At 68.1% G+C, this 13,932-nt stretch carries 15 protein-coding genes; 5 read left to right on the top strand and 10 right to left on the bottom strand.

All coding sequences use genetic code 11. The features are described 5' to 3' along the window. The first annotated feature begins 64 nt into the window (after positions 1 to 64). A complete protein-coding gene (locus IC40_RS0115765; RefSeq protein WP_372493981.1) occupies positions 65 to 901 on the top strand; it encodes a DUF4349 domain-containing protein in 837 nt (278 codons plus the stop codon). On the opposite strand, the gene IC40_RS0115760 is transcribed toward IC40_RS0115765, so the two are convergent. Continuing rightward, positions 898 to 1,869: a quinone oxidoreductase family protein gene (locus IC40_RS0115760; protein WP_030135665.1), complete on the bottom strand. Its 972-nt coding sequence runs from the start codon at positions 1,867 to 1,869 to the stop codon at positions 898 to 900. The genes IC40_RS0115765 and IC40_RS0115760 overlap by 4 nt on opposite strands. Before the next feature lie 18 nt (positions 1,870 to 1,887). Here IC40_RS0115760 and IC40_RS0115755 point away from each other — a divergent pair, with 18 nt between their 5' ends. Beyond that, positions 1,888 to 2,826 (top strand): ATP-grasp domain-containing protein, encoded by a 939-nt coding sequence (locus tag IC40_RS0115755; RefSeq protein WP_030135664.1) that lies wholly within the window; start codon positions 1,888 to 1,890, stop codon positions 2,824 to 2,826. Positions 2,827 to 2,842: 16 nt separating this feature from the next. Then, positions 2,843 to 3,181, top strand: a complete 339-nt coding sequence (locus tag IC40_RS0115750; protein WP_030135663.1) for an MmcQ/YjbR family DNA-binding protein — start codon at positions 2,843 to 2,845, stop codon at positions 3,179 to 3,181. Here the strand turns inward: IC40_RS0115750 and IC40_RS0115745 are convergent, their stop codons facing one another. Genes IC40_RS0115745 through IC40_RS0115720 form a run of 6 tightly spaced genes read right to left on the bottom strand, consistent with a single transcriptional unit; the run spans position 3,182 to position 9,613 of the window. Then, entirely contained in the window at positions 3,182 to 4,237 is a 1,056-nt protein-coding gene (locus IC40_RS0115745) for an ABC transporter ATP-binding protein (RefSeq protein WP_030135662.1), read from the bottom strand. A 21-nt stretch (positions 4,238 to 4,258) separates the two neighbouring features. Then, entirely contained in the window at positions 4,259 to 5,074 is an 816-nt protein-coding gene (locus IC40_RS0115740; protein WP_030135661.1) for a carbohydrate ABC transporter permease, read from the bottom strand. Continuing rightward, positions 5,071 to 5,940: a carbohydrate ABC transporter permease gene (locus IC40_RS0115735; protein WP_030135660.1), complete on the bottom strand. Its 870-nt coding sequence runs from the start codon at positions 5,938 to 5,940 to the stop codon at positions 5,071 to 5,073. The genes IC40_RS0115740 and IC40_RS0115735 overlap by 4 nt, the downstream gene beginning before the upstream one ends. A 49-nt stretch (positions 5,941 to 5,989) precedes the next feature. Continuing rightward, entirely contained in the window at positions 5,990 to 7,288 is a 1,299-nt protein-coding gene (locus IC40_RS0115730; protein ID WP_030135659.1) for an ABC transporter substrate-binding protein, read from the bottom strand. 52 nt (positions 7,289 to 7,340) lie between these two features. Continuing rightward, the gene (locus IC40_RS0115725; protein ID WP_030135658.1) at positions 7,341 to 8,129 is read right to left on the bottom strand and encodes an SDR family NAD(P)-dependent oxidoreductase; all 789 of its coding nucleotides are present in this window, start codon (positions 8,127 to 8,129) and stop codon (positions 7,341 to 7,343) included. Further along, positions 8,126 to 9,613: an FGGY-family carbohydrate kinase gene (locus tag IC40_RS0115720; protein WP_030135657.1), complete on the bottom strand. Its 1,488-nt coding sequence runs from the start codon at positions 9,611 to 9,613 to the stop codon at positions 8,126 to 8,128. The genes IC40_RS0115725 and IC40_RS0115720 overlap by 4 nt, the downstream gene beginning before the upstream one ends. A 220-nt stretch (positions 9,614 to 9,833) precedes the next feature. Here IC40_RS0115720 and IC40_RS0115715 point away from each other — a divergent pair, with 220 nt between their 5' ends. Beyond that, positions 9,834 to 10,649 carry a BtpA/SgcQ family protein gene (locus tag IC40_RS0115715; RefSeq protein WP_030135656.1) on the top strand — a complete coding sequence of 272 codons (816 nt, stop codon included), beginning with the start codon at positions 9,834 to 9,836 and terminating at the stop codon, positions 10,647 to 10,649. Further along, positions 10,646 to 11,377, top strand: a complete 732-nt coding sequence (locus IC40_RS0115710; protein ID WP_030135655.1) for an inositol monophosphatase family protein — start codon at positions 10,646 to 10,648, stop codon at positions 11,375 to 11,377. The genes IC40_RS0115715 and IC40_RS0115710 overlap by 4 nt, the downstream gene beginning before the upstream one ends. On the opposite strand, the gene IC40_RS0115705 is transcribed toward IC40_RS0115710, so the two are convergent. From IC40_RS0115705 to IC40_RS0115695, 3 genes are all read right to left on the bottom strand, one after another. Then, positions 11,360 to 12,163, bottom strand: coding sequence for a DeoR/GlpR family DNA-binding transcription regulator (locus IC40_RS0115705; protein WP_019513119.1), 804 nt, complete (start codon positions 12,161 to 12,163; stop codon positions 11,360 to 11,362). The genes IC40_RS0115710 and IC40_RS0115705 overlap by 18 nt on opposite strands. 55 nt (positions 12,164 to 12,218) lie before the next feature. Beyond that, a complete protein-coding gene (locus IC40_RS0115700) occupies positions 12,219 to 13,184 on the bottom strand; it encodes a COX15/CtaA family protein (protein ID WP_030135654.1) in 966 nt (321 codons plus the stop codon). 70 nt (positions 13,185 to 13,254) lie between these two features. Next, positions 13,255 to 13,929 carry a DUF429 domain-containing protein gene (locus tag IC40_RS0115695; protein ID WP_030135653.1) on the bottom strand — a complete coding sequence of 225 codons (675 nt, stop codon included), beginning with the start codon at positions 13,927 to 13,929 and terminating at the stop codon, positions 13,255 to 13,257. Positions 13,930 to 13,932 lie beyond the last annotated feature (3 nt).

Here is a 13,932-nt window from a genome sequence, read left to right as displayed (position 1 = left end):
GTTACCATCTGGCGGTATGACGATGCGGTGGTCGGTGCGGGGGCTGGCCGGGATCATGGTGCTGCTGGCGTTGACGGCGTGTGCGGGCGGTGCGCCACCCGCACAACCCGGCGGTGCCGCAGAGGACTTTGCCGCCGGCGGTGCCACCGCGGCGCCGGCTCCGCTGACCGGACCGGCGCAGAAGGCGCCGCCACCGCAGGCCCCACAGGAACCGCAGGCTGTCTCGCGGGACATCGTGAAGACCGCGACCATGACCGTCACGGTGGCCGATCCAGGGGATCCGGTCACCGCCGCCGACAAGGCGGCCGGTGTCGCCGCTGACGCCGGCGGCCGCGTCGACAGTCGCACCGAGTACGGCGGTTCGGAGACGGACCCGGCCCGCGTCGCGCTGATGCTGCGCGTGCCCGCCGACAAACTTGACGGGGTGATCGAGCACCTCAAGGGCTTGGGCACCGTGGATGCGCTTGACGTCCGGGCCGAGGATGTCACCAGCCAGCGCGTCGACCTGGACGCCCGGATCAAGGCCTTGCAGACCTCGGTGGATCGGCTGCTGGCGATCATGCGTGACGCACGCGATCCCTCGGCGCTGATCGAGGCAGAGAACGCGTTGTCGCAGCGCCAGGCGGATCTGGACAGCCTGCGTGCCCAGCGGGCTGCACTCGGCGATCAGATCGCGCTGAGCACCGTCACCGTGGACCTCGTCGCACCGGCACCGGGCGGTCCCGCCCCGCGGCAGTACCAGGGCTTCTTCGGTCAGGTCGAGCGGGGCTGGGATGCCTTGGTGGACACCGGAACCCAGATGTTCCTGCTGGTCGGACTGATGCTGCCATGGGTGGGCGCGGCGCTGGTGCTGCTGGCCGTGGTGTACGCGGTGATCCGGGTGGCCCGATTACGCCGCTAGGGCACCAGCACGATCGAGCCGACCGTGCGGCGGCCCTGCAGATCGGTATGTGCGCGGGACGCCTCGGACAGCGGGTAGCGCTCGCTGACGGTGATGGTGATCGAGCCGTCGGCGATGGCATTGATGAGCTCGCCCGCCCGCCACGAGAATTCGTCGGCGGTCCGGGTGTAGGCGCCGAGGCTGGGGCGGGTCAGGAACACCGAGCCCGCGGTGTTGAGCCGCTGCGGATCGAACGGCGGCACCGGGCCGCTGGCGGCGCCGAACAGTGCCAGCGTTCCGCGCACGGCAAGGCTGGCAAGACTGGCCTCGAATGTCGACGCGCCGACACCGTCATAGACCGCGGCGACCCCGCCGCCGGAGATCTTCTTGACGGTCGCGCCGAACTGCTCGGCATCCTCGGGATACTCCAGAACCTCGATCGCACCGGCCCGCCGGGACAGTTCGGCCTTCTCCGGCGTGGACGCGGTGGTGATCACCTTGGTGCCCAGGCTGGTGGCCCACTGGGTCAGGATCAGGCCGACCCCGCCCGCGCCGGCGTGCACAAGGATGGTGTCGCCTGGCTGCACGGCATACACGGATTTGAGTAGATAGTGCGCGGTCATCCCCTTGAGCAGGGCCGAGGCCACCTGGTCGGGGGCCACCCCCTCGGGCACGTAGGCCACGAAATCGGCTGGGGCGACGCAATAGTCGGCGTAGGCGCCGACCGCATTCGCGGTCACCACCCGGTCGCCGACGCTGAGTGCGGCGACGTCATCGCCGACGGCGGCGATGGTGCCGCACACCTCCGTGCCGGAAATGAACGGCGTCTCCCGCGGGTAGAGGCCCGACCGGAAGTAGGTGTCGATGAAGTTCACACCGATCGCCTCGGCGCGGATCAGCACCTGGCCGGGGCCGGGGGAGGGCTCGGGCTTCTCGACGTAGGTCAGGACCTCAGGTCCGCCGGTCTTGGCGACTTCGATGGCATGCATACCCCCTATCATCCACGTGTGAAGCTCGCCCGGCCTGATCTCTTCCATCCGCGCATCGTGCTCGCCAGTTGTGCTGCCCTGCCCGAGGGGGACAGTGATGACGACGGGCTGGTCAGCGCGCTGCGCGGGCGCGGCCTGCATGTGCGGTGGTGTGCCTGGGACGACCCGGCGACCCTGGAGGCCGACCTGGTTGTGCTGCGCGCCACATGGGACTACACCGAGCGCATCGGCGAGTTCCTGACCTGGACCCGTGCGGTGCGCAATCTGCTGAACCCGCCGGACATGGTCGCCTGGAATACCGATAAGCACTATCTGCTGGACCTGGCCGGCGACGGGTTGCCGATCGTGCCGACGAGCTACTTCGCCGCCGAGGAGACGGTCCGGGTGCCCGACGGCGAGGTGGTGGTCAAACCCGCCGTCGGTGCCGGTTCGGCAGGTGCCCAGCGGTTCGTCGACGCCGGATCCGCGCTGGCACACGCCGCTCGACTGCAGGCCGAGGACCGCGCCGTGCTGGTGCAGCCCTACGACCCGCGCATCGCCGTCGGTGAGACCGCGCTGGTCTTCCTCAACGGCCAACCGTCGCACGCCTTCACCAAGGGTCCGATCCTGCCGCCCGCCGGGCGGGAGCCCGAGTTCGAGGAGACCGGCACGTTCGCGGCCGAGAAGCTCGGTTCTGCCGATCCGGCCGAGGAGGTGTGGGAGCTCGGACATGCCGCGGTGGCCGCGGCCACCCACCGGTTCGGCATCGCTGCCGGGGAACTGCTCTACGCCAGGGTCGATGTCATCGGCGGCGCCGAGGATCCTCGACTGCTGGAATTGGAACTGGTCGAGCCCTCGCTGGGCTTCCGTCAGCTCCCGGCGGCCGAAAAGCAGCGTGCCGAACGCGAATACGCGCTCGGTGTCGAATCCGCTCTGCAGCGACTGGGTCTCGGTCCGCTGTCGCACCGGGACCGCTAACCGCGATCGGATCGCCGTGTTCGATGCCGATGATGTGCAGCGTGTGGCGCTATCGCTGCCCGAGACCGTCGAGAAGGAGCGCTGGGGGCACCCCACCTTCGACGTGGCGGGCAAGATGTTCCTCACCATCCCCGACGATCAGACGTCAATTGCGGTGCGCTGCCCGCGGTTCGACCGCGAGGAGCTGATCGCCGCCGAGCCGCACAAGTTCTGGGTGCCGCCGCACGAAGCGGCGTCGGCGTGGGTCCGGGTTCGGCTGGACGCCCTGGACGACCCGCAGGAACTGCACGACATCCTGACCGATTCGTGGCGGCAGGCGGCCCCCGGCAGGCTCACCGATCTAGAGGACTCCTGATCACGCCGAGTCGGCGAGACGGACACCGGTCTGCACGTCGAACCGGTGCACATCCCGGGCCGACAGGGCGACGGGCGTGCCGACCGGGATATCGCTCAGGGCCGCCGCATCGACCACACTGGTCAACTGCTGATCGGCGGCGCGCAGCGTGACGATGGCCCGTGGCCCAAGCAGTTCGACGAGTTCGACCACCACCGAGGACTGCGTGTCCGGGGTCAGGACGAGATCGTCGGCACGCACCCCGATGGTGACCGCGGCCGCATCCGGTCCACCGACATCGATCCGCATGCCGGCACCGGTGCGCAATTGTCCGCCGGTCACCGCGCCGTCGATCAGGTTCATCTTCGGGCTGCCGACGAAGGTGGCCACGAAGGTGTCCGCCGGCCGCCGGTAGACCTCCGCGGGCGGCCCGGCTTGGGCGATGCGACCCTCGCGCATCACCACGATGCGGTCCGAGAGCGTCATCGCCTCTTCCTGGTCATGGGTGACATACAGCGAGGTGATACCCAATTTGCGCTGCAGGCGCAGCAATTCGGTGCGGGTCTCCACCCGCAGCTTGGCATCCAGATTGCTCAGCGGCTCGTCGAACAGGAATACCGCGGGCTCGCGGATGATGGCCCGGCCGATGGCGACGCGCTGCTGCTGACCCCCGGACAGATCCTTGGGCTTGCGTTCGACGAGCTTGCCGAGACCGAGCGATGCGGCGACCTCGTCGGCCCGGCGCAGCGCCTCGTCACGGCCGACCTTCTTGGCGCGCAACGGGAAAGCGATGTTCTCCCGCACCGTCAGATGCGGGTAGAGCGCGTAGTTCTGGAACACCATCGCGATATCGCGGTCCTTGGGCTCCAGGTGGGTGACATCCCGGTCGCCGATGTGGATGGTGCCGCTGCTGACCTGTTCCAGGCCGGCAAGCATGCGCAGCGAGGTGGTCTTACCGCACCCCGACGGGCCGACCAGGACGGTCATGCTGCCGTCGGTCAGCTCCAGATCGAGATCCGAGACGACCGTGGCCGACCCGTAGGACTTGCCGACTCCTGTGAACGTCACCGATGCCATGGGTAATGCAACCTCGCTTGTCTAGTACTTGACCGCGCCGCCGCTGATCCCCTGGACCAGGCGTCGCTGGATGAAGAAGCTCGCGATCACGACCGGGATGATCGCAATCATGATCGCCGCGCTCATGGTGCCGATCTGAACACCGCGGAACGTGTTGAAATTCGCGATCGCCACCGGCAGGATCGCGGCGTTCCCGGGTGCCAGGATCAACCCATAGAACAGGTCGTTCCAGGACAGCGTGAAACCGAAGATTCCTGCCGCGCCGATTCCCGGGTACACCTGCGGAAGGACCACCATCCGGAAGGCCTGCCAGCGGGTGAAGCCGTCGACCCGGGCCTGCTCCTCCAACGAGGCGGGCACCGCCTCGAAGAACCCGATCAGGAACCAGGTCACCAGCGGTAACACGAAGGAAAGATGCGCGAAGATGACCGGGACGATGGTGTCGGTCAATCGCAGGGCATGCGCCATGGTCAGGAACGGGAACACCATGACCGCGGGTGGAACCACCTGCGCGGCAAGCATACCGAAGCGTGTCAGCGATCCGCCCGCGCGGTACTTGGCGATCACGTAGGCGCCCATGCTGCCCACCACCAGGCTGATCGCCACGGTGATCACACCGACGAGCGCGCTGCGTCCCGCCGCGGCGAACACCCCAGAGTCGAACACCGCCTGCCAGTTGGCCAGGTTGGGGGTGAAGGCGATGAGGAAGGGTTCCGACATCTGCTCGGGTGTCTTGAAACTGGCCAGCGCAACCCAGGCGATGGGGAAGAGCACGAAGATGAACGCCGCGGTGAGGAATGCCAGCCGCAGGGTCTCCAAGGGGCGGAACCGTGTCATCGGGCCGCACTCCTCTCGGCCGCGCGGTTGCGCTCCATGGCGCGGAAGGCCACCACGATGACGGCCAGCACGAGCACCAGCACGATGAAGGCCATCGCGCTGGCCTGGGCCAGCCGGAAGAACTGGATGCCCTCCAGGTACATGTAGAACTGCAGGGTCTGGGTTTCGGTGCCCGGCCCGCCGCGGGTGGTGGCGTAGACGTACTCGAACACCCGCAGTGCGTCCAGGCCACGCAACAGCACCGCCACCGTGAGTACCGGGGCGAGCATCGGGATGAGCACCCTGCGCAACCGGTACACCGGACCGGCCCCGTCCACCTTGGCGGCCTCCATGGGTTGCTTGGGCATGGATTCCAGTCCGGCAAGGATCAGTAGCACCATGAACGGCGTCCACTGCCAGACATCGATGAAGGCCAGTGTCAGCAAGGCCTTTCCGGCGCCGAAGAAGTCGTAGTCGGCACCGACGGCGTGCAACAGCGCCGGGACAGCACCGATCTGATCGTTGAGCAGGAAACGGAAGATCAGGCCGACGGCGATGGGGGTGATGAACATCGGCGCCAGCACGATGGCCCGGGACAGGTCCTTGGCCCAGCGCTGCTGATGCAGGGCCAACGCCAGGGCGAAACCGAGCACCAGTTCGGCGCTGACGGCGATCAGCACGTAGCCGCCGGTGGTGGCGAAGGCCTCCCAGAACGCCGAATTGGACAGGGCGGAGGTGAAGTTGGCGGTACCGACGAAGTCGGGTTGGCCGCGATCGGTCAGCTTGTAGTCGGTCACTGACAGATACGCCGCGTAGCAGAGCGGGAACCCGACGGCCACGGCGAACAGGGCGAGCAGTGGCATCAACATGCCACGCGTGAAACTCATCGGTGCCACCCCCGCCGCATGCCGGTCGTGACCGCCGGATTCCCTACGGTCACTGCTGGATCCGCTCCGCTGCTGCCTGCGCGTCACGCAGGGCGTCGGCGACGCTCTTGTTCCCGGCGGCGGCATCGTTGAGCTCGGTGCCGACGGCCTGGATCATCTCCTCGCCGCCCTTGCCCTGGGTGAGCGGGGACGCATCGGCCAGGATCTCGCCGACCGTCTTGTAGTAGTCCGCACCATAACCGTCGGACAGCACCTTCGGGTTGGTCAGCGAGCTCTGCCGGACCACCGCACCACCATCGGCGACGCGTTCGGCGTCGATATCCGGCGAGGTCACCCAGGACGCGAACGCCCAGGCCGCGTCGGCGGCACCGGAGTTGGCGGGAATGGCCCAGCTCCACAATCCGAGTGCGGATTTGCCGCCGGGGATCGGAGCCAGCGCGAACTGGCCGGCCCGCGGTCCGGAGGCACCCTCGGGATCGTTGAGCGCGGGCAGGTTCCAGTTGTAACCGATCATCGATGCGGCGTTGCCACCCGAGACCGAACGGAACGCCTCGTCGAAGCCCCAGGACAGGCTGTTGGCCGGTGCGGCGGTCCGGTAGGTCTCGATATAGGCCTCCAACGCCCGGGCGGCCTCGGGTGTGTCCAGGGTGGGCTTGCCGTCGGCACCGTAGATCGAGCCGCCCGCGGCGAACAGCCAGTTGGCCCATTCCTCGAAGATCTTGTAACCGCGCTGCGGTTGCATCGCGATACCGGCCCGCTCGGGGGTCTTCAGCCGTTGCGAGGTGGAGACCAGGGCGTCCAGATCGGTGGGCACGCTCTGCCCGGCGGAGGTGAGATCACCGGTGTTGTAGATGTAGCCGAGCGCGTAGTTGTAGAACGGCACCCCGTAGGTGGTGCCCTCGACATCGGTGATCGCGGTGAGCGAGTCGAAGAAATCGTCCGGCCGATAGTCGGTGGTGGCGGCGATGCGGTCGTTCAGCGGCTCGAGGAAGCCGGCGTCGGCGAAATCGTCCATCCACGGGTTGTCCACCACGATCAGGTCGTAGGCGGGCTCGGATGCCTGGAACGACGACACCAGCCGGTCGCGCATCTGATCGAAGGTCATGGTCTCGATCTCGACCTTGATATCGGGGTACTTCTGGTTGAACTGTCCGACAAGGCCTTTGACGATGTCGGTATCCGGCACGTTCTCCATCAGCACCCGCACGGTGGCGTTGGTGTCGGTGGGCACATCGCCCACGCCGGAGGAGGTCTGCTCGCCGGAACCACCGCTGCCTGCGCAGCCGGCGAGGGTGAGGCTGGTGGCGGCGATGATCGCTGGCAACCAGCGCAAGGTTGGAATTTTCATGGTCCTCTTCTCTTTGTCCGCGTGGATCGAGTGGGTACGGGAACGGGATAACTCAATCCATATAGGCACCGCCGTTGACGGACAGTGCTTCTCCGGTGATGAATCGGGCATCCTCGGAGACCAGGAAGGCCACCGCACGCGCCACGTCGTCGGGGGTCTGCAGACGGCCCAGCGGGGTCGCGTCGATCCAGGACTGCCGGACACCGTCGGGGGTGGAGCCGCTGAGGGTGGCCTCCCACTCCAGTTCACGACTCTGCATCGGGGTGGCGACGAAGCCGGGACAGACGCAGTTGACCGTGATGTCGTTGGCCGCCAGTTCGAAGGCCATCGCCTGGGTGAGGCCGAGCACGCCGAACTTGGAGGCCACATAGTCGGCGAGGAAGGGCACCCGGCCCTGTTTGGCGGCCATGGACGCGGTGTTGACGATCGTGCCGTGGACTCCGGTGCGGATCATCGCCCTGGCGGCGGCCTGCCCGCACAGGAACACACCCTTGAGATTGATGTCCAGGCTGCGGTCGAGCTGTTCGATCGAGACGTCGACGAAGCGGGCCATCGCCGAGATACCGGCATTGCTGACCCACGCGTGCAGGCCGAGGCGGGCGGCGACATCATCGGCCAGTGCGGTGGCGGCGGCGGCATCGGTGACGTCGAGGCGGGCCGCCTCGTGCCCGGATCCGGTGAGACCGGCACGGGTCTGTTCGGCGGCCGAGGCATCGATATCGGAGACCACCACTCGCCATCCACGCTCGGCGAGGGTGGTGGCGATGGCCCGGCCGATCCCCGATCCGGCGCCGGTGACGACGGCGGTCTGGTTGTCGGGGGAGTTGTCGAGGGTGGTCATGGCCGGGCCTTTCGGGCGATGCGATGGGATATCGGGGTGAGCACGTCGCCGAGTTCGCGCCACTGGGTGTAGGCCTCGGCGTAGCGGTCGACGTTCCGCGGGTTGGGGACAACGGGCTCGCCGAGGGTCTGGAACGTCGCGGTGCTGTCCCAGCCGTCCAACAATCCCGTGCCGACGGCGGCGATGACGGCCGCACCGAGCGAGGCACCGGGGTGCCCGACGACGGGGGACAGCGGTGTGTCGAGGACATCGGCGAGGATCTGCTTCCACAGCACCGATTTGCTGCCGCCGTTGGTCACCAGCGCACGTTGCAACCGCACTCCCATGGCGGCGAAGACCTCGGTGTGGTGCTTGAAGCCGAATGCGATGGCCTCCAGCACCGAGCGGTACATGTCGGCGCGGGTATGAGCCAGGTCCAGACCGACGAAGGCGCCCCGCAGATCGGGATCGTGCAGCGGGGATTTCTCGCCGAGAAAGTAGGGAAGGCAGAGGATTTCGGCCGGATTGCGGGTGTCGGCCTCGTCGTCGAGGGCGACCAGGTCGATGCCCCCGGACAGTGTCTGGAACCAGCGGATCAGGCTGCCGCTGGTGGCCATGCATCCGTTGGGCAGCCACCGGCCCGGCACCGGATGGGCGTCGAGATAGAGCCGGGCGTCGATGACCGGGGTGTCGGCGGCGGCCAGGATGTCCCCGGCGCCGCCGAGTTTGACCAGCCAGTCGCCCGCGGTGTTGATACCCGCGGCGTAGGCCGACAGGACGTGATCGGCGCCGCCGACGATGAGGGGCAGTCCGGCCTCCAGTCCGGTGGCCGCGGCAGCCGCGGCGCTCAGTTCGCCGGCCTGGCTACCTGGCGCCAGCACCGGGGGCACCAGCTCGGGAGACAACCCGGCCGCGACGTACATCGGTTCGAAGCGCTTGCCATCGACGGTGCCGAGCCCGGATTCCAGCGCCCAGTTCAGTTCGACGTGGGCGGGGGCGCCGAGTGCCATCAACACCCAGTCGTAGGAGCCGACGAGATGGGCGGTGGCTGCCCAGTGCTGCGGCTCGTGGTGTTGCAGCCACAGTGCCGTCGGCGCCACCGATTGCTGGGTGATCGCCGAACCGGTCGCGCGCAGGACGTCCGCGTCGTCCAGGGTGTTCTTCAGTTCGGCGATCTCGGCGGTGGCGCGGGCATCGTTCTGCAGCAGGGCCCGTCGTACCGGTGCGCCGTCGCGGTCGACCGCGATGACGGCCGGGACCATGCCGGTGGTGGACAACGCAGCGATGCGGTCGCTGCCGATACCGGATTCGGCGAGCACCTCGCGGATACCGGCATGGACGTTTCGCAGCCATTGCGCGAGATCGGCCTCGGCGTGGCCGGGCGCATCCGAGAACAGTCGGCTCTCGTGGGTCGCCTGGGCGATGATGCGTGCGCGAGCGATGTCGACGAGCACGGTCTTGGTGCCGGTGGTGCCGATATCGATGCCGATGGTGAACTCCGGCATGCCATCCCTTCGGTCGGTCGCTGCGTGTTTGTGGCGGTGGGACCACAATACTGACTCTGTTATATTCTCACAATAGGTGAGCGTCAATCACGAATAATCACGCATATCCCCTAGATTTCTGTGATTAAGTAACATAGGTTTAACCCACCAGCGCATCTGAACGCGACGCTCTTCCATCCCGTGAAGCTCTGATAACCCATGAAGCGGAGAGGCAATCCCCATGACCAGTTGGCTCGATGACGTATTCGGCGTGCAGAAGCCGGTGATCGCCATGCTGCACCTGGCCGCGCTGCCCGGTGACCCCGGTTTCGATTCGGCGGCCGGGATCAAGGCCGTGGTCGAGCGCGCCAAGCAGGAGCTGGATGCGCTGCAGTCCGGCGGTGTCGACGGCGTCATGGTCTCCAACGAGTTCAGCCTGCCCTATCTGACCAAGACCGAACCGATCACGGCGATCACGATGGCGCGGGTGATCGGCGAGCTGCTCGGCGATTTCACGGTGCCCTACGGCGTCAACGTGCTGTGGGACGGGCGGGCGTCGATCGACCTGGCGGTCGCGACCGGCGCGCAGTGGGTGCGGGAGATCTTCACCGGCGTCTACGCCAGCGATTTCGGGTTGTGGGACACCAACGTCGGTGAGGTGGCCCGACACCGGGCCCGCATCGGCGGCGCGGGCGTCAAGCTCCTTTTCAACATCGTTCCGGAGTCCGCGGTGTATCTGGCCCAGCGGGACCTGGCCTCGGTCACGGCCACCACCGTCTTCGCGACCAAGCCGGACGCGATCTGCGTCTCCGGTCTGACCGCCGGCGCGTCCACCGACACCCAGGCGTTGCGGGTGGTGAAGGACAACGCCGGAGCGGTACCGGTTTTCGTCAACACCGGTGTGCGCGCCCACAATGCGGCCGAACAGCTTTCGATCGCCGACGGCGCGGTCGTCGGCACGTACTTCAAAGAGGACGGCAAGTTCGAGAACCGCGCCGTGGCGTCGCGGGCCGCCGAACTGATGGACGCGGTCAAGGAATTCCGTACCTCGTTATGAACGAGGACTTGCGGCTACTGGCGATCGAGGCGGCGCGCCGCGGCGCGGCGGTGTGCCTGCAGCACTGGGGTGAGCAGGTGCCCATCGCCACCAAGGCCGCCGCGGGTGACGTGGTGACCGCGGTGGACACCGCCGCCGAACAGATCGTCCGGGAGGTCCTGCTCGCGGCCCGCCCCGATGATGGTGTGCTCGGCGAGGAGCTGGCCGAACACAGCGGTACGGGACCGGTTCAGTGGGTGGTCGACCCGCTCGACGGGACGACCAATTACGTGCGGCGGCTGCCGTTCTTCGGCACCTCGGTGGCGGCGCGCTCACGCGTGGACGGGTCCTGGTTGGCCGGCGCGGTGTGCGCGCCGGCCCTGGGCATCACCTGGAGCGCGGCAAAAGGGCTTGGCGCCCGCGTCGACTCGGGTAGCGGCGAGGTCTCGCTGCCGCTGCCGCTGATGGAGTCCTCGGTACGGCTGCTCGGCACCGGGCTGTCCTATGACCCGGGCCACCGACGGCGCCAGCTGCGCGATCTGGGGGCGGTGATGACCGAGTACACCGATATGCGCCGCTTCGGCGCCGCCGCCCTGGACCTCTGCCTGCTCGCCCAGGGCAGCCTCGATGCCTTCGTCGAAGACGATCTGGCAGTGCATGATTGGGCTGCCGGTGCGCTCATCGCCGAGGAGGCCGGCGCGATGGTGTCGCGGGCCGAGGACGGTGGGGTCTCAGCGCGTCGACGCTGAGCGTTCGGCGTTGACGCACACCACCGAGACACCCGAGGCGCGCAGTGCCTCGACCGCGGGATGGGTCGACGGTCCGTCGGTGACCAGGATCGAGATCGCCGAGACCGGTGCGACATTGATCAACTGCACCCGGCCGAGCTTGGACGCGTCGGCGGCGACGATCACCCGGTCCGCCGACCGCATGGCCGCCTGCTTGACGTTGCCTTCTTCGCGGTGGTACTCGGAGGCGCCACGCTTACCGTCCACCCCGGCGATCCCCATGACATAGGTGTCGCAGTTGTAGCGCAGATAGAAGTCCTCGGCCTCGGCGCCGATCAGGCTCAGCTCGCCGGGGCGCACCTTGCCGCCGGTCAGCAGGATCGTGGTCTCCGGCTCGTCGGCGAGTTCGACGGCGACCAGCACGCTCGGGGTGATCACGGTCAGGCCGAGATTGCGGCCCTTCACGGCGCGGGCCACCGCCAGCACCGTGCTGCCGCTGTCGAGGATGACCGTCTCGCGAGGGCGCAGCAGATCGGCCACCGCATGGGCGATGTGCAATTTCTCGTCGGCAGAGTCGGCGGCGCGCGCATCGAAGGACGGTTCGGTGGACTTCCCGCCGTAGGCGATGGCCCCGCCGAGGACGCGGCGGGCGATGCCCTGTTCCTCCAACCGCTCGATATCGCGCCGGATGGTCATCTCGGAGACGTCGAATTCGCCCGCCAGCGTGGCGAAGTCGACCTCACGGTCGGTGTGTATCCGGGCGGCGATGGCCGCCCGCCGGGCGTGCGCGCTGAGGCCGGCGGTCATGATCGAAGTGTATGTGAAAGATGTGAATCAATCACACAACATCGCGATCGGGTGATCAGGCAGCCACGGGATCCGGCGCCGGGATGGTCCGCCGCTCCCGCATCGACGCCCACAGCGCGGCGGTGGCGGCCGTGCAGGCTCCCGCCCCGGCCACGTGCAGCGCGACGAGTGCCTCGGGAACACCGGTGAAGAACTGCACGGCACCGAGTGCGCCCTGGGCGATCACCAGCACGACGACCGCGACCAGTCGGATCCGCACCGGCCGCGGGGCGCCGACGGCAAGCAGGGCAAAGCCCAGCGCCACCACCAGCGACAGATAGCCGATCAGCAGGGTGGAGTGCATGTGCACCAGCGTGGTGATCTCCACCTCCAGGCGGGGGACCGGTCGCTCGGGACTCTTGTCGCCGGCGTGCGGGCCCGCGCCGGTGACCATCGTCCCGGTCACCAGGACCGCCGAGAGCGCCAGCCCGCTCAGGGCGGTCAGCTGCCGCAGCTGTCGGGGCACCACGGCGGTCGGGGTGCCGTCATCGGGTTCGCCGATCTTGGCGAACAGCAACACCGCAAGCCAGACCATCGCCATCGACACCAGCAGGTGGATCGCGACGGTCCACCACAGCAGGCCGGTGAGCACGGTGATACCGCCGATGACGGCCTGCAGGACCGTGGAGGCGGGCATCAACCATGCGTAGAACAGGACCTCGCGGCGGCGGCGGGCTCGGGTCACGGCGATGACCGCGGCCGCCGCGGTGAGCACGACCAGGAAGGTCAGCATCCGGTTGCCGAACTCCACCGCCTGGTGGATGCCGGGCACCTCGGGATGTGGGACCGGGGTGAAACTGCCGGGGAAGCACTGGGGCCAGGTCGGGCAGCCCAGGCCCGATGCCGTGACACGCACGATGGCGCCGGTGACGGCGATGCCGCCCTGGGTCAGGATGACCAGGAAGGCGGCGATGCGCTGGGTGCGCAGGCTGGGCATCGGCAGCATGTCGACAAGTCGCAGGAAAAGTCGTCCGACAGCCACGGATCCGATGGTAGAGCAGCGCTAACTACGCGATGTAGTAGGGGCGGTGCAGCAGGAGCGCCGACCCCGCTCAACACCAGATCGCCAGGCGTCGGCCCCGCGCATCGACCTGCGGCGGGTCCGGGAGGCTGAACGCCGCCCCCGTCGCGATGCGATATGCGCTCCATGCCGCGGCGGCCGCATCCAGCACGTCATCGGCGGGCACACCGGCCGCGGCACCGAGATCCTCCGGGATGTCGATCCCGTGCCCGGCCAGCACGCGTAACCGGGCCCGCTGGCCGCGCCAGCTCTTCTTCTTGCCGTCTCCGGTCGTCAGGCCCATCTCCCGGAAGGACAGCTCGGGATGCACCTCGAACAGCGGTAGCGCGGAATCGGCGTGCAGGGCCTCGGCTTCCAGGAACTTCTGCCGCAGCCCCCAGGTCTGGATGCTGATCCCGGCCCCGGTGAGTTCCCTGGCCGTCACGCAGGCGGCAGCGTGATCGGGGGCATCGAACACCGGTCGCGGCGGCATCAGGAACAGACTCGACGATCGTGCGCCCAATCGGCGCTGGGCGGCCCGGTCGGAGGCACGTACCGCGTCGTCGAGCAGACCGAGCGGGATGTCGACGCCGACCACCCGGGCATCGGGCACCGCCGCGATGAGTACGGCCAGCCGCGGGTCGACATGTGCCGCACGATAACGGCCGTCCCGTAGTTCGATGCCGACCCAGCCGCCCTTCCAGCCGTCGACACCGAGGGTGATCACGGC

The sequence above is a fragment of the Mycolicibacterium neoaurum ATCC 25795 genome (genome assembly GCF_000691525.1).
GTDB classification, from domain to species: Bacteria; Actinomycetota; Actinomycetes; order Mycobacteriales; family Mycobacteriaceae; genus Mycobacterium; species Mycobacterium neoaurum.
The sequence above is the reverse complement of the archived record's forward strand: the minus strand, read 5'-3'. Positions and strand labels throughout refer to the sequence as shown.